Below are 14,776 nucleotides of genomic sequence, written 5' to 3'. Positions count from 1 at the left end.
CCGCGCAACGCGGACCGCCCTGTCCTTCCGAACGATCTGTTGCGTGTCGCGCCGCGCGCCGTCAGGCGCTCCGCGCGGGGAGGATCTTGCCGGCACACGTGCCGAACCCGACGCGATAGCCGTCGCCCTGGCACCATCCGGCGAGCGTGAGTTCGTCGCCGTCCTCGATGAAGGTGCGACTGCCGCCGCCGTTCAGCGCGACCGGCTCCTTGCCGTTCCACGTCAGTTCGAGCAGGCTGCCGAACGAATCCTTCGTCGGCCCGCTGATCGTACCCGAGCCCATCAGGTCGCCCACGCGCGTGTTGCAGCCGGCCACCGTGTGATGCGCGAGCTGCTGCGCCATCGTCCAGTACATGTGCCTGAAATTCGTGCGGCAGATCGACGTGGCCTCGGCCGCCCCTTCGGCGCGCAGCGTCACTTCGAGCGCGATATCGAACGCATGCTTGCCCGCATGGCGCAGATACGCGAGCGGCTGCGGCGACTGCTCAGGCTGCGCGACGCGGAACGGTTCGAGCGCGTCGAGCGTGACGATCCACGGCGAGATCGTCGTCGCGAAGCCCTTCGAGTTGAACGGGCCGAGCGGCACGTATTCCCACTGCTGGATGTCGCGCGCGCTCCAGTCGTTCAGCAGCACCATCCCGAAGATGTGCGCTTCCGCGTCCTCGCACGCGATCGGCTCGCCGAGCGCGTTGCCCTTGCCGACGATGAAACCCGTCTCCAGTTCGATGTCGAGCTTGCGGCACGCGCCGAACACCGGGCGCTCCTGGTCGGGCAGCTTCAGTTGCCCGTTCGGCCGCCGCACCGGCGTGCCGCTGACGACCACCGACGATGCGCGGCCGTTGTAGCCGATCGGCATCTCCGACCAGTTCGGCAGCAGCGCGTTCTTCGGATCGCGGAACATCGAGCCGACGTTGGTCGCATGTTCCTTCGACGAATAGAAATCGGTGTAGCCGGGAATCTCGACCGGCAGATGCAGCACCGCGTCGCGCTGCGCGACGAGCACCTGCGCGCGCAGCGCTGCGTCGTCGCGCAGTGTCGCGTTATCGTTCGAGAACAGCGCCGACAGTTGCACACGCACGCTGCGCCACGCGTCGCGGCCGAGCGCGATGAACGCGTTGAGCGTCGGCGCGGCGAACGCATCGACATCGGTCGGCAGCGTCACGAGGCCCGCACGCACGAGCGCCGCAAGATCGACGATCTGGTCGCCGAGCGCGACGCCCGCGCGGCGCGCCGGTTGCTTCGCATCGCTGAAGATCCCGAACGGCAGGTTCTGGATCGGGAAATCGCAGGCGGGATCGTTCGCCGTCTCGACCCAGCTCTTGCGGGCCGGGTCGAGCGTCGCGCGCCAGTCTTGGGTATCGCTCATCGTTGCTCCGGATTGAAGTGTTTCTTGATGCCTTGCCAGCATTCGAAGTAGTCGGCCTGCAGCTGCGCGGTGTCGAGCGCGTAGCGCGTCGGCCGGATCAGCGTGCGGGTTTCGAACATGAACGCCATCGTCGCGTCGACCTTGTGCGGCTTGCTCGTATCGCTCGCGGACGCCTTCTCGAACGTGTCCGCGTCGGGCCCGTGGCCCGACATGCAGTTGTGCAGGCTCGCGCCGCCCGGCACGAAGCCTTCGGCCTTGGCGTCGTACGCGCCGTGCACGAGCCCCATGAACTCGCTCGCGACGTTGCGGTGGAACCAGGGCGGGCGGAACGTATCCTCGGCCGCGAGCCAGCGCGGCGGGAAGATCACGAAGTCGATCGTGTCGACGCCCGGCGTGTCGCTCTGCGACTGCAGCACCAGGAAGATCGACGGATCGGGATGGTCGTAGCTGATCGAGCCGATCGTGTTGAACAGGCGCAGGTCGTATTTGTACGGCGCGTAGTTGCCGTGCCACGCAACGACGTCGAGCGGCGAATGGCCGATGTCCGCGCGCCACAGCCGGCCGTTCAGCTTCGCGATCAGCTCGAACGCGCCTTCGCGGTCTTCGTAAGCGGCCTGCGGCGTCAGGAAGTCGCGCGGGTTCGCGAGGCCGTTCGAGCCGATCGGGCCGAGGTCCGGCAGACGCAGCAGCGCGCCGAAGTTTTCGCAGATGTAGCCGCGCGCATCGCCGTCCGGCAGCGCGACAGAGAAACGCACGCCGCGCGGGATCACCGCGATCTCGAACGGCTCGACGTCGAGCCGGCCGAATTCCGTCGCGATGAACAGGCGCCCCTGCTGCGGCACGATCAGCAGTTCGCCGTCGGCGCTGTAGAAAAAGCGCTCCTGCATCGAGCGGTTCGCCGCGTACAGGTGGATCGCGCAACCGTTCATCGCGGCGGCCGACCCGTTGCCGGCCATCGTCACCAGCCCTTCGACGAAATCGGTCGGCTCGACCGGCATCGGCAGCGGGTCCCAGCGCAGCTGGTTCGGCGGCGTCGGCGGCACGTCGGCCGAGTCGCCGAATTCCGACACGAGCCGCTGCGGGCCCGCGTACGGCTCGAACGGCCGATGCACGGCCGCCGGGCGGATGCGGTACAGCCACGAGCGGCGGTTGTGGCCACGCGGCGCGGTAAACGCGGTGCCCGACAGTTGCTCCGCATACAGCCCGTACGGCGCGCGCTGCGGCGAGTTGCGGCCGTGCGGCAGCGCGCCGGGCAGTGCCTCGGTCGCGAATTCGTTCGCGAAACCGCTCAGGTAGCCGGCATTTGCCGGTTTCGACAGGTCAAGCGTCATCGTTTCCTTTCTCCCTCAATTCGTGGCGGCGGTCGGCGCCTGCACGCCGTTGCGCCGCGTTACGCCCGCAAGCCCGAGGACGAACAGCGCCGAGCACAGCACGGGCACCGCGGCCGCGTGGAACAGCGCGCCGTTCGACCAGTTGAGCGCAATCAGTTGCCCGCCGACGAGCGGCCCGAGCACCGAGCCGATCCGGCCGATGCCGAGGCTCCAGCCGATGCCCGTCGAGCGCAGCGACGTCGGGTAATACTGGCCCGCGAGCGCGTTCACGGCCGGCTGCCCGCCGACCACGCAGAACCCGCCCGCGAACACGACCACGAGCAGCCACGGCAGCGCATGCGCGACCGAGCCGATCAACCCGACCGACACCGCGGCGCACGCAAAGCAGGCGAACAGCACACGCACGAAGCCGTAGCGTTCGATGAACCAGCCGAGCGACAGCGTGCCGATCACGCCGCCCGTCTGCAGTACCGTGCCGACGATCACGGCCGTACCCGGCGAATAACCGGCATCGCGCATCACCGTCGGCAGCCAGTTCGACAGGAAATACAGGTCGATCAGGTTCATGAAGCTGATCGCCCACAGCAGCAGCGTGACCGGCAGGCGGCCATGGCTGAACAGCTCGGCGACCGGCGCGCCGGTCGCGGCCCGCTCGCGCACGACGAGCCGCGTGTTCGCATCGATGCCGGCCTGCGGCGCGAAACCCGCGAGCCAGTCGCGCGCCTGCGCGACGCGCCCTTTCAGCACCAGGAACTGCAGCGATTCGGGCAGCCGCGCGGCCATCGCAATCGTGAGCACGAGCGGCACCGCGCCGCCGACGAAGAACACCGAACGCCAGCCGAGCGCCGGAATCAGCGCGGCGCTGATGAAGCCGCCGAGCGCCGCGCCGAGCGTGAAGCCGCACGATACGATCATCATCCGCTTCACACGATGCGCGGCCGGGCTGAACTCGCCGACCAGCGCCATCGCGTTCGGCATGATGCAGCCGAGGCCGAGGCCCGTGACGAAGCGCAGCGCCATCAGCACCGGGATCGAACCCGCGAACGGCGTCGCGAGCATCGTCGCCGCGAAGAACAGCGTCGAACCGATCAGCACCGGGCGCCGCCCGATCCGGTCGGCCAGCACCGACAGCCCGAGCGCGCCGAGCAGCATCCCGAACAGGCTCGCGCTGAACACCGGCCCGAGCGCCTGTTTCGGCACGCCCCATTCGGCAATCACGCTCGGGGCGACGTAGCCCATCGCCTGCGCATCGAACCCGTCGATCACGAGGCACAGCCCGCACAGCACGAGCAGCATCCAGTGAAAACCCGGGCGATGGGTTTCGTCGATCACGTGCTCGACTTCGAGCACGCGTGCGTCGGCCGGCGCCGCGCTCATTGCGCGACCTCGGCGGCCGGATGCACGGGCGGCGTCACGCCCTGGCGCGCGAGCGCCATCGCTTCGCGCAGCACGTCGGCGTCACCGATCTGGTTCGCGAGCAGCAGGATCAGCTTCGCGTTGACGAGCTGGCTGTCGGCGTCGGACAGGTCGCGATGCATGTCGATCAGCGCTTCATAGAACGCGTCCGGGTCAGCCAGGCGCGGGCGGGTGTCGAGTGAGGGCATGACGGAGTCTCCGGTGTCTTTATCGTATTCAGCGTGCGCAGGTCGCGCGCGCCAGCGCGTCGGCAAGCGCCTGGCGCTCGAGCGTGCGCATGCGGGCACAGACATGCTGGTCGGGGCGCAGCAGGTAGAACGTGCCGGGCTTCGCGTCGTAGCGTTGCGCGGCGAAACCGTCGACGTCCTCCACGACGTCGACACCCGCGACCGGCTGCGCGTGCCCGGCCGGCACGACGAGCACGGGCCGCACCGGCAACGCGAGGCCGTCGAGCGCCTGCGCGAGCGCGCCCGCATCGCCCGGCAGCCCGAACAGCACGCCGGTGAAGCCGCTGCCCAGATGCTGCAGCAGCCAGCCCGGCGCGCCCTGTGCACGCACCGGCGCATCGGCTGCCGCCGCGCCCGGGCGCATCGCACCCGCGAATGCGTCGCCATTGCGGTCCGGCGTGTTCAGCGGCGAGTCGGCCAGCACCGCCGGCACCGACAGGCGGCCGCTGTTCACGAGCTTGCGCGCGAACTCGCAGTCGCGCGCGAGCTTCAGCGTCGCGTCGCGGAATACGCGCGACACCGGGCTTTTCGGCGTGATGAAGTCCGTCGAGCGCGTCGAGTTGCGGATGTTCTCGTCGGCCGCGAACTCGCGCTCGCTCGCATACGTATCGAGCAGGCGGTCGGCCGAACGGCCGTCGAGCACGAGCTTCAGCTTCCAGGCGAGGTTGTCGGCGTCCTGCACGCCGCTGTTCGCGCCGCGCGCGCCGAACGGCGACACGCCGTGCGCGGAGTCGCCCGCGAACAGTACGCGGCCGTGACGGAACGTATCCATCCGCTGGCAGCGGAACGTATAGACGCTCACCCATTCGAGCTCGAACTCGACGTCCGGCCCGAGCAGCGCGCGCACGCGCGGGATCACGCGCTCCGGCTGCTTCTCGGCGACCGGATCGGCATCCCAGCCGAGCTGGAAGTCGATGCGCCACACGTTGTCGGGCTGGCGATGCAGCAGCACCGACTGATTGGGGTGGAACGGCGGGTCGAACCAGAACCAGCGCTCGGTCGGAAACTCCGCCTTCATCTTCACGTCGGCGATCAGGAAGCGGTCCTTGAACGTGCGGCCGTGGCTTTCGAGGCCCATCATCGTGCGCATCGGGCTGCGCGAGCCGTCGGCCGCGATCACGTACTGCGCGCGCAGCGTCGCGAGGCCTTCCGGCGTCTCGATCGTCAGCACCGCGTGTTCGGCCGCCTGCTCGATGCCCGTCACCTTGTGCTTCCAGCGGATATCGATGTTCGGCAGCTCGAACGCACGATCGGCCAGATAACCTTCGACGTAGTACTGCTGCAGGTTGATGAACGCGGGGCGCGCATGCCCTTCCTCGGGCAGCAGGTCGAATGCGTACAGTTGCTCGTCCTGCAGGAACACCTTGCCGACGTGCCAGCTGACACCCTTGTCGACGAAGCGCTCGCCGCAGCCTAGCCGGTCGAAGATCTCGAGCGTGCGCTTCGCGAAGCAGATCGCGCGCGAGCCGGTGGACAGCGTGTCGTCGTCGTCGAGCAGCACGACGGGCACGCCCTGCTGCGCGAGGTCGATCGCCGCCGCGAGGCCCACCGGGCCCGCGCCGACGACGATCACCGGGTGAACGGTTGCGTCCTGCGCACGCGGACGGTATTCGAACTTCAGCGTCTGGTAATCGATGCTCATGGTCGCCGTCCGCCCCTCAACCCTGCCGGGCGCGCGCCTGCTCGCCCGTCATCCCGCCCGTCGCCTGCCGGCGCGCCGCGCCGCCGTCCCGCGTCCCATTCCTGTCAACCGCCACGTCTCGCTCCTTGCTTCCTGTTGATTCGCGAACGGCGCCGTTTCGCGGCGCCCGCCTGCCGCATTTCTTGATCGGCGACAAATTCTGGATTTACGAATAGTAAAACCAATTACGAATAGTGAAATCAACGTAAACCCTAGGCGGAGGCTCGAAGACGGGATAACCATATAAGTGAAACGCCGAGCCGAGCTTGGCCGGCACTGCTAATATCAAGCTACGAGGCGGCCCGTTCGGCCGCCGTTTTTCCTTCTCACGCCGATGATTCCGCCCACCATTCCCGAGCTGGTCGCCCGTGCCGGGCAACTGCCGTATCTGCGGGATCACCTCGCGCTCGCCGATGGCGGCACCGCAAGCGCGAACCTGCCCGAGCGCACGCTCGGCAGCGCCTACGAACCGATCTACGACGTGACGATGCCGGGCGCGCCGCAATCGACGTCGTTCGCCGACGCCATCGAGCGCTATGGCGACGAGCTCGGCTTCCAGGCCGTGACCGTCGTCACGGGCGCGCCGCACGATCCGGTCGACTCGGCCGTCGACGACCAGACGCTCGTGGCGATCGACCGCCTGTCGCGCGCACTGCACGCAATCAATTTCTTCGGCGCCCAGCGCCACGGGCTGTTGTTCCTGCGCGTGCACGAACGCCTGCTGAAGAGCGTGAAGTACGACCACGGCAAGCATTTCTCGTCGGTGCTGCAGCGCTTCGGGCTGCCGCCCGAGCGGATCGTGATCGAGCTGCCGGCGGTCGCGGTCGCGCACAAGACCTTCCTCGGCTACCTGACACGCAGCTACCAGCATCACGGCTTCAAGGTGGCGGACAAGCTGCCCGACCCGGGCCGCATCCTCGCGGTCGAATCCGACATGGCGCGCCCCGACTACATCAAGATGGATGCGGGCATCGCGTTGCGCGACGGGATGGTCAAGGCGCTCGTCGCATATGCGCAGCGCGTGCGGATTCCGCTGATCTTCGACGGCGTCGTCGACGAAACGCAGTGCGAGCTGCTGCGCCAGCACGACGTGCGGTTCATGCAGGGGCCCGTGTTCGCGAAGGTCGTGACGGCCTGAACGGACAGGAGGTAGCCGGCGCACGCGGGGAGCGGCGCGCCGGATGCGCGGCGAGGGTGTCGCGCCGCTTGAAGAAGGATGAAGCGATCGGATGGCCTGGGGCGACCGCGGCTCGGCGCCTGCCCGTCAGTGCAGACAGTTACCGCTTACGCGCTTCCACCATCGTCGTACTTGGGCAGATCGTCGTCGATCTCGATGCCCGGGAAACGATCCCCATACCAGACGTGCCACGCCGGACGTAGCCGCGACGGCTCATCGAGCGTGGCGTAATTGATCTCGACCGTTTTCGGCGCGTCGTTCAGCCGGTATTCGAGCTGCGCGCCGCAACGGCCGCAGAAGCGCCGCTCGCCCCACGCGCTCGACGCGTAGACGGTCGGTTCGCCCTGCAGGTATTCGAACGCGTCGATCGGCACCGATGCCGATGCGACGACCGCCGCACCGGTCGTGCGCTGGCAGAGCCGGCAGTGGCAGAAGCCGGCGTCGGTCGGGACCTGGGCGATACGGTAGCGGATCGCGCCGCACGCGCATCCGCCTTCCATGGATTCGGGGTGAGACATCGCAGACCTCGTCGCCGGGAAGCTGGCGAACGATGATGAGCGCGGTTCGAGCGCGGCACAAGAGACGGCGGCAGCCGTCACCCGCCGTCACCATCACCAACACCTTCACCGGCGACGACGCGGTTGCGGTGCGAGGGCAACACGCGCCGCGTTTCTCAGGCCGTCTGCCCGAGCCGCTGCGCGAGCGCCTTCAGCTTCGGCCCGACCTGCGTGCGAAACACCTCCTCGTCCATCGACGATGCGGGGCCGCTGCAGCTCAGGATCAGCCAGCGCCCCTCGCGCGGCTCGCGAAACGGCACGGCCGCCGCGTTGACGTCCATGTGCCACGCCCGGAACGAATAACAGCAACCGCCCGCCGGGAACTCGGCCACCGCGTGCTGCGCGGCGGCGACGAGCGCATCGGCGTCGGCCGCGCCGCCGGCCGCGCGGTGCAGCTCCGCATAGAGCGCGCGGCGCACGTCCTCCGGCTGTACGGCCAGATACGCGCGCCCCATCGAGCTCGTCAGCATCGACAGCCGCGAACCGGGCGCGAGCCCGAGCGTCAGCGCGGTCTCGCTGCGGATCGTCTCCAGATAGATCATGTCGAGCCCGTCGCGGCAGCCGAGCGACACGGCCGCGCCGATGTCGCGCGCGAGCGCCTGCATGTGCGGCCGCGCGAGGTCGAGCGTCCCCGAACCGGACAGCAGCGCGTAGCCGAGCGACAGCACGCCGGCGTCGAGCGCATACTTTCCGAGCGTCTCGTCGTAGCGCAGGTAGCCGAGCACGGTCAGCGTATAGGCGAGCCGGTTCACGGTCGCTTTCGGCAGCCCCGTGCGCTCCGCGAAGTCGCGGTTGCCGAGCATCGTCTCGCCGGGCCGGAATGCGCGCAGCAGGTCGAGCCCGCGCGCGAGCGCGACGACGAACTTGCGCTCGTCGATCGTGGTTTCGTCGATGGTTGAAAGTGTCATCTGGTGCTACACTGGGTTCGATTTGCAAAACATTGTTCCGCACAGCGGAACACGAGTCAAGCGAACTTTTGGCATGGGGCCGGAGCAAGCGCTGAAGCGCCGGCTTTGCCCGACAGGAGATGAGACGATGAGTGCTGCAACTTTTCATTGGGACGATCCGCTGCTGCTCGACCAGCAACTGACCGAAGAAGAGCGGATGGTGCGCGACGCGGCGCAGGCGTATGCGCAGGACAAGCTCGCCCCGCGCGTCACCGAGGCGTTCCGCCACGAGCGCACCGACGCCGAAATCTTCCGCGAGATGGGCGAAGTCGGCCTGCTCGGCCCGACGATTCCCGAAGAATATGGCGGCCCCGGCCTCAATTACGTGAGCTACGGACTGATCGCGCGCGAAGTCGAACGCGTCGATTCGGGCTACCGGTCGATGATGTCCGTCCAGTCGTCGCTCGTGATGGTGCCGATTTACGAATTCGGCTCCGACGCGCAGAAGCAGAAATACCTGCCGAAACTCGCGACCGGTGAATGGATCGGCTGTTTCGGGCTGACCGAGCCGAACCATGGCTCCGACCCGGGCAGCATGGTCACCCGCGCGAAGAAGGTGCCCGGCGGCTACTCGCTGTCCGGCGCGAAGATGTGGATCACGAACTCGCCGATCGCCGACGTCTTCGTCGTGTGGGCGAAGCTCGAGGAGAACGGCAAGGACGCGATCCGCGGCTTCATCCTCGAAAAGGGCTGGAAGGGCCTGTCGGCGCCCGCGATCCACGGCAAGGTCGGGCTGCGCGCATCGATCACCGGCGAGATCGTCCTCGACGAGGTGTTCGTACCGGAAGAGAACCTGATGCCGAACGTGAGCGGCCTGCGCGGCCCGTTCACGTGCCTGAACTCGGCCCGCTACGGGATCGCCTGGGGCGCGCTGGGCGCCGCCGAATCGTGCTGGCACACCGCGCGCCAGTACGTGCTCGACCGCCAGCAGTTCGGCCGGCCGCTCGCCGCGAACCAGCTGATCCAGAAAAAGCTCGCGGACATGCAGACCGAAATCACGCTCGGCCTGCAAGGCGTGCTGCGCCTCGGCCGGATGAAGGACGAAGGCACCGCGGCCGTCGAAATCACGTCGATCATGAAGCGCAACTCGTGCGGCAAGGCGCTCGACATCGCCCGGCTCGCGCGCGACATGCTCGGCGGCAACGGCATCTCCGACGAATTCGGCGTCGCGCGCCACCTCGTGAACCTCGAAGTGGTCAACACCTACGAAGGCACGCACGACATCCACGCGCTGATCCTCGGCCGCGCGCAGACGGGCATCCAGGCGTTCTTCTGACCGGCCGGATGCGGCGCGCCCGGCAGCCATGCCGCACCGCGCGCGCATAAAAGACACGGCCCGCCCGGCATCACTGCCGGGCGGGCCGTTTTTCATCGGATCCGCGCTCCGGGCCGGCGGCCCGGTATCGCGTTCACGTGCCGCCGATGCTTACTTGTTCGGCTGCGGCGTGAGGCGCAGATACGGACGCACTGCTTTGAAGCCCTTCGGGAAGCGCTTCTTCAGCTCTTCCGGATCCTGCAGCGACGGCACGATCACGACGTCGTCGCCATCCTTCCAGTTGCCGGGCGTCGCGACCTTGTAGTTGTCGGTCAGTTGCAGCGAGTCGATCACGCGCAGCACTTCGTCGAAGTTGCGCCCGGTGCTGGCCGGATACGTGATGATGAGCCGCACCTTCTTGTTCGGGTCGATCACGAACAGCGAACGCACCGTCAGCGTTTCGTTCGCGTTCGGGTGGATCATGTCGTACAGCTGCGAAACCTTGCGGTCCGCATCGGCGATGATCGGGAAGCCGACGACGGTCGACTGCGTTTCGTTGATGTCGTTGATCCAGCCCTTGTGCGATTCGACGCCGTCGACCGACAGCGCGATCACCTTCACGTTGCGCTTCTCGAATTCGCCCTTCAGTTTCGAGGTCAGCCCGAGTTCGGTCGTGCATACCGGCGTGTAGTCGGCCGGATGGGAGAACAGGACACCCCAGCCGTCACCCAGCCACTCGTGAAACTTGATCGGGCCCAGGCTCGATTCCTGCTCGAAATCCGGTGCGATGTCGCCAAGACGCAGACTCATGATGTTCCCTCCTCGAACGATGCTGGTTGAAACCGCGCCCGGGTCGGCGCGGGAAAGTCTGTCAGCTTACGGGAAGCAATGGGGCATGCGAACGATTATTCCGTTTGATATTCATACTTTTTTGTCATTTTTGCCCGGTGTCGATGCAGCGCTGGCAGCCCTGCGGGAAACTTTTCACCCCGTTTGCCGCTCTGTTGATGATTACAAATCGTTTACCATGCGGTCTTGCGCTGCCGTCGTGTTTCTTCCCGGCTCGCCAGCAGGCAGGCGTTTCGCTACGATGTGAACCTGCAGCATGACAGCATGAAGGGAGTTGCAATGTCGGAAATCAACAAGGAGAAACTGATGTCGGATATCAAAACCGTTCTCTCGGACGCCGAAGACCTGCTCAAGCAAGCTGCGAGCAGCACGGGCGACCGTGCGGCCGAGCTGCGCGAGAAAGCCATGTCGCGCCTGAAGCAGGCCAAGGAAAAGGCAGCCGACGTCCAGGTCGTCGTGGTCGAGAAAGGCAAGAAGGCCGCCCGCGCGACCGACGATTACGTGCACGAGCATCCGTGGACGTCGATCGGCGTCGCCGCCGGCGTCGGCGTGCTGATCGGCCTGCTGATCAACCGCAAGTAACGCGCCCTGCGCGTTCCGTCCCGCGGGCCGCTTCACGCGGCCTGCGGGCGTCGAAGCCAGCCGGCGGTTTCCGCCGGCCAGCTTTGTCCTAGCTGCACACTGCACGCGCACGCACCTCACCCATGACGACAGACACCACCTCGCAGCCGTCCGGCCAAGGACCGCTGCGCCGCCTCGTCGGCTCCGCGATCGGGCTTTTGCAAACGCGCCTCGAACTGGTGGGCATCGAGCTTGCCGAGGAGAAGGAGCGCCTGATGGGCGTGCTGTTCCTCGGGCTCGCCGCGATGATGCTCGCGACGATGGCACTCATCAGCCTGACCGTACTCGTCGCGATCGCGTTCTGGGATACCTACCGCTGGCAATCGCTCGCGGCGATCACCGCGCTCTATGCCGCAGGCGGGATCGCGTGCGCACTGAAAGCCCGCTCGGGCCTGCGCGACGCGCCGACCGTATTCGAGGCGACGCTCGCCGAACTCGAGAAAGACCGCGAACTGTTCCGCGGCAAGCCGTGAACGCAGTCGCGCTCACCCCTCCCACCTACTTCGCCGACGCGCCATGAGCCAGAACGTCACGGGCAATTCCCCCCGCTCCCATTCGTCGCGATCGAACTGGAGCGCGTCGCAGCATCGCGCGCTCCGCAAGGAACTGTTGATCCTGCGATCCGAAGTCGAGCGGCTCGAACTCGCGGAAGCCGCCGGCGAAATGCGCCAGGCCGTCACGCGCTTCAGCTGGCTCAAGGTGTTCATCCCCGGCCTGTCCAGCAACAAGTTCGGCCAGTCCGCCAGGAACCTGAACGCGAGCCTCGGCCAGCTCGTCAACCAGTATCCGATGCTGAGTTCGCTCGCATCGCTCGTGCTCGCCAAACCCGTTCGCTCGCTGCTGCGCGCGAGCGCGGGGCCCGCGCTGAAGTGGGGCACCCTCGGTTTCGCTGCATGGGAGGTCTACCGGATCTGGAAGGCGTCACGGGACGAGCGCGCGCTCGACGCGCACGACGACTGATCGTCGGCATCCTGCGCGCACGGCCATCCGCCGTGGCGCGCCTTTCGTTCGAACTCAACGCACACCCCAGCACGCGGCGTCCTGTCCGTCGACGGCATCACTTCGGACATTGCCTTTCGCCCCGTCCGAGCGCAACGTGAACGCGCCGCATGCATCGCCGTGCATCGGGCCGGTGTCGAGCGGGATGGCTTCCAGCTCGTAGCTCACGGCCGAATCGTCGCCGTCCGGCCGCCGGAGCGCCAAACGATAGACCGCGCGGGCGTCCGGCGGCGCTTGCGCGAGTGCCGTGGGCAATGCCGAAGGCGGTACGCCCTCCAGTGCTTCGAGATATTGGGCCGCCCGGTACAGCGCGGCGACTGCCGATGCGCGATGAGCGCGCGCCACCTGCTCGCGATACGACGGAATGCCCCATCCGGCCAGCACCGCGACGATCGCGAGCACGATCATCAGCTCGATCAGCGTGAATCCCGCCGCGCGTTGCATGGATGGGCCACCGCTCATCGAGGCACCGTCGCGACGTGACGCCAGCGCAAGGCGACGATGTGTCCGTCGCGGATCGCGACCTGATGCTGCAGCCAGACGGCGCTCGATGCATGCGCACCGACACCTCGCGCGGTGACCACGTACGCACGGGCATCGGCCGGCGCTGCCCCGCGCCACGCTTCGATCAGGCATCGTGGCGGTTGCCCGACCGCCGGCCATCCTGCGAACGGCGCGAACGCTTCGGCCGCCGCCAGCGCCGGCGCGCGCCGCCACGCGTCGGGCTCCGCATGCGACTCGCCTTCGCTTACGTAGGGCGCCGAGCCCCGGCGCAATCGCGCTGTGCACGCTGCAAGCGCGGCATCGGCCGCGTGAAATGCGACCAGCCGATCGGACAACGCGCGCGTGCGGCGCGATTCCGTCAGTGCAGCCTCGAACCACGTGCCTGTCAACGCCGCAACCGCCGCGCCGACCGCGATCACCACGGGCAATGCAAGGCCCGCTTCGCGACGCCGATCACGGCTGGTTGACCGCAAGCGCAGGTGCGGCGCTCGCCGTCTCGACGCCAGGACCTCCGCACCCGCAGCCCGCCGCAGGTCTTCGCCACTTGTCGCGACACGTTCGTGCGTGTTGCCTGCCGCGCCGCATCCCGGCCGCTGCGGTGCGTACCGCCCCGCTCCGCTCATCGCAGCACCTCGCGTTCATCCGTTGCATCGCGCGGCGTATCGTCGAATGCGCCCGCGACATTCCTCAACGCGACGATGCGATCGAGCGTCATGCGCGCGCGGCCGTCTTGTGCAACGACGGTACGACCATCGCAGTCGACGTGCCGCACCGGCTCGCCCGACGGTTCACCGCGCGCCCGCACGCAGACATGCACGGCCACGACCTCGCGCCAGTCGTCGACGCGCATGGCATCGGCATCGACGAACTGCGTGCCTCCGCGACGAAGATAGCGCACCCGCAACTGATCGATTCCCGACACGACCGGCTGCGGCGTGCCCGGACGGCCGTTTCCTTCGCAATACAGTTCGGGCTCACCCGTCGACGGACTAACGTGCACATCGAAGCGGTTCTCCACCGGCGCACGTTCGCCGGCCCCGCCAATACCCTGCCCGAGGCAATCCGGCACCTGGCCGCTAACGGTGGGCCACGTCGACACGGCGTCGCCGACATACCGGATCAGCAGCGCATCCGATGCAGCGCGCACGGGCTCGCACCGCACTTGCGCGCCACTTCCCCTCGCACGCGCCATCGAACAGCCGAACACCGGCGGCAACGACGACACGCCCCCTGCATCGAGCGGCCGGAATCCTGCCATCTGGATCTGCTGGCCGATCAGCATCAGTGCGGTGCCGGCCGCATCGCGCATCCGGAACCCGTCGTCCGCACGCCGCTGGGCGATGCGCTGCGCGTGGAGCAGCGCACCGGCCGCCACGAGCACGAGCAGACCGACGGTCATCGAAATCAATACTTCAAGCAGCGTATGCGCACGCGTGCGGCGATCAGCGTTCATCGGCGTCAGTCTCCCGATACGGAATCCGGACGCAAGACGACAGCTGCGCCGACCTGCCCGTCGCATCGCATCGCGGCCCGGTAGCCGCATGACCGCCGCGCCAGCCGACAACCGCGTAGCTGACGCCACCCGGCCCATCGCCACGCATCATCGCGCCGCCGGGCAGCGACGCCGCGGCCCGCGCCGCGAGGCCATCGTCAGCCTGCGCGGCCACGTGCAAGCGCTCGATACGCGCATCAGCCAGCCACAGCGCGCGTTCACGCCAGATCGTCGCGCGCTGCGCACGCGCCATCGCAAGCTGGCTGCCCGCCACGGCCAGCATGACGGCCGCGAGGAGCGCGACGGCCAGCATCGCTTCGAGCAGCGACGTGCCGCGCATTGCGTTGCGCATGA

At 67.8% G+C, this 14,776-nt stretch carries 18 protein-coding genes; 6 read left to right on the top strand and 12 right to left on the bottom strand.

What is annotated here, in order from left to right:
• Window positions 1-61: 61 nt before the first annotated feature.
• Genes fahA through FOZ70_RS30140 form a run of 5 tightly spaced genes read right to left on the bottom strand, consistent with a single transcriptional unit; the run spans window position 62 to window position 5,982 of the window.
• Window positions 62-1,366: a fumarylacetoacetase gene (gene fahA / locus FOZ70_RS30160; RefSeq protein WP_219707439.1), complete on the bottom strand. Its 1,305-nt coding sequence runs from the start codon at window positions 1,364-1,366 to the stop codon at window positions 62-64.
• Window positions 1,363-2,697, bottom strand: coding sequence for a homogentisate 1,2-dioxygenase (gene hmgA / locus FOZ70_RS30155; protein ID WP_059860481.1), 1,335 nt, complete (start codon window positions 2,695-2,697; stop codon window positions 1,363-1,365). The genes fahA and hmgA overlap by 4 nt, the downstream gene beginning before the upstream one ends.
• Window positions 2,698-2,712: 15 nt before the next feature.
• Complete coding sequence (locus tag FOZ70_RS30150) at window positions 2,713-4,074, bottom strand: MFS transporter (protein ID WP_219707438.1); 1,362 nt, start codon at window positions 4,072-4,074, stop codon at window positions 2,713-2,715.
• Complete coding sequence (locus tag FOZ70_RS30145; protein WP_021157152.1) at window positions 4,071-4,301, bottom strand: DUF2783 domain-containing protein; 231 nt, start codon at window positions 4,299-4,301, stop codon at window positions 4,071-4,073. The genes FOZ70_RS30150 and FOZ70_RS30145 overlap by 4 nt, the downstream gene beginning before the upstream one ends.
• A gap of 28 nt (window positions 4,302-4,329) precedes the next feature.
• Window positions 4,330-5,982, bottom strand: a complete 1,653-nt coding sequence (locus FOZ70_RS30140; RefSeq protein WP_060051871.1) for an FAD-dependent oxidoreductase — start codon at window positions 5,980-5,982, stop codon at window positions 4,330-4,332.
• A 373-nt stretch (window positions 5,983-6,355) separates the two neighbouring features.
• Here FOZ70_RS30140 and FOZ70_RS30135 point away from each other — a divergent pair, with 373 nt between their 5' ends.
• Window positions 6,356-7,159 carry an EAL domain-containing protein gene (locus FOZ70_RS30135; RefSeq protein ID WP_021157154.1) on the top strand — a complete coding sequence of 268 codons (804 nt, stop codon included), beginning with the start codon at window positions 6,356-6,358 and terminating at the stop codon, window positions 7,157-7,159.
• Window positions 7,160-7,305: 146 nt separating this feature from the next.
• Here FOZ70_RS30135 and FOZ70_RS30130 read toward each other — a convergent pair whose 3' ends face one another.
• Window positions 7,306-7,716, bottom strand: a complete 411-nt coding sequence (locus FOZ70_RS30130) for a GFA family protein (RefSeq protein ID WP_219707437.1) — start codon at window positions 7,714-7,716, stop codon at window positions 7,306-7,308.
• A gap of 155 nt (window positions 7,717-7,871) precedes the next feature.
• Window positions 7,872-8,663 carry an IclR family transcriptional regulator gene (locus tag FOZ70_RS30125; RefSeq protein WP_021157156.1) on the bottom strand — a complete coding sequence of 264 codons (792 nt, stop codon included), beginning with the start codon at window positions 8,661-8,663 and terminating at the stop codon, window positions 7,872-7,874.
• 127 nt (window positions 8,664-8,790) lie between these two features.
• On the opposite strand from FOZ70_RS30125, the gene FOZ70_RS30120 reads away from it, so the two are divergent.
• A complete protein-coding gene (locus tag FOZ70_RS30120) occupies window positions 8,791-9,978 on the top strand; it encodes an acyl-CoA dehydrogenase (RefSeq protein WP_021157157.1) in 1,188 nt (395 codons plus the stop codon).
• A 150-nt stretch (window positions 9,979-10,128) separates the two neighbouring features.
• Here FOZ70_RS30120 and FOZ70_RS30115 read toward each other — a convergent pair whose 3' ends face one another.
• Window positions 10,129-10,767: a peroxiredoxin gene (locus FOZ70_RS30115; protein WP_021157158.1), complete on the bottom strand. Its 639-nt coding sequence runs from the start codon at window positions 10,765-10,767 to the stop codon at window positions 10,129-10,131.
• An 85-nt stretch (window positions 10,768-10,852) separates the two neighbouring features.
• On the opposite strand from FOZ70_RS30115, the gene FOZ70_RS30110 reads away from it, so the two are divergent.
• The 4 genes from FOZ70_RS30110 to FOZ70_RS30095 all read left to right on the top strand — a co-directional run bounded on the left by FOZ70_RS30110 (window position 10,853) and on the right by FOZ70_RS30095 (window position 12,387).
• A complete protein-coding gene (locus FOZ70_RS30110) occupies window positions 10,853-11,053 on the top strand; it encodes a hypothetical protein (RefSeq protein ID WP_124589402.1) in 201 nt (66 codons plus the stop codon).
• Between the two features lie 32 nt (window positions 11,054-11,085).
• Window positions 11,086-11,388, top strand: a complete 303-nt coding sequence (locus tag FOZ70_RS30105; RefSeq protein ID WP_006494044.1) for a YqjD family protein — start codon at window positions 11,086-11,088, stop codon at window positions 11,386-11,388.
• 122 nt (window positions 11,389-11,510) lie between these two features.
• Window positions 11,511-11,900 carry a phage holin family protein gene (locus FOZ70_RS30100; protein ID WP_021157159.1) on the top strand — a complete coding sequence of 130 codons (390 nt, stop codon included), beginning with the start codon at window positions 11,511-11,513 and terminating at the stop codon, window positions 11,898-11,900.
• Between the two features lie 43 nt (window positions 11,901-11,943).
• Window positions 11,944-12,387, top strand: coding sequence for a DUF3318 domain-containing protein (locus FOZ70_RS30095; protein ID WP_124626536.1), 444 nt, complete (start codon window positions 11,944-11,946; stop codon window positions 12,385-12,387).
• A 54-nt stretch (window positions 12,388-12,441) separates the two neighbouring features.
• Here FOZ70_RS30095 and FOZ70_RS30090 read toward each other — a convergent pair whose 3' ends face one another.
• The 4 genes from FOZ70_RS30090 to FOZ70_RS30075 form a co-directional block, all read right to left on the bottom strand.
• Window positions 12,442-12,870, bottom strand: a complete 429-nt coding sequence (locus FOZ70_RS30090; RefSeq protein WP_219707436.1) for a type IV pilin protein — start codon at window positions 12,868-12,870, stop codon at window positions 12,442-12,444.
• A gap of 14 nt (window positions 12,871-12,884) precedes the next feature.
• Window positions 12,885-13,346, bottom strand: a complete 462-nt coding sequence (locus FOZ70_RS30085) for a hypothetical protein (RefSeq protein WP_346656422.1) — start codon at window positions 13,344-13,346, stop codon at window positions 12,885-12,887.
• A gap of 203 nt (window positions 13,347-13,549) precedes the next feature.
• Entirely contained in the window at window positions 13,550-14,383 is an 834-nt protein-coding gene (locus FOZ70_RS30080) for a PilW family protein (protein WP_219707434.1), read from the bottom strand.
• On the bottom strand, window positions 14,373-14,762 hold the full coding sequence (locus FOZ70_RS30075) for a hypothetical protein (RefSeq protein ID WP_192499525.1): 390 nt from the start codon (window positions 14,760-14,762) through the stop codon (window positions 14,373-14,375). The genes FOZ70_RS30080 and FOZ70_RS30075 overlap by 11 nt, the downstream gene beginning before the upstream one ends.
• Window positions 14,763-14,776 lie beyond the last annotated feature (14 nt).

Source organism: Burkholderia sp. COPS, assembly GCF_019425585.1.
Classification (GTDB): domain Bacteria; phylum Pseudomonadota; class Gammaproteobacteria; order Burkholderiales; family Burkholderiaceae; genus Burkholderia; species Burkholderia cepacia.
This window is presented reverse-complemented; position numbering and strand designations above follow the sequence as displayed.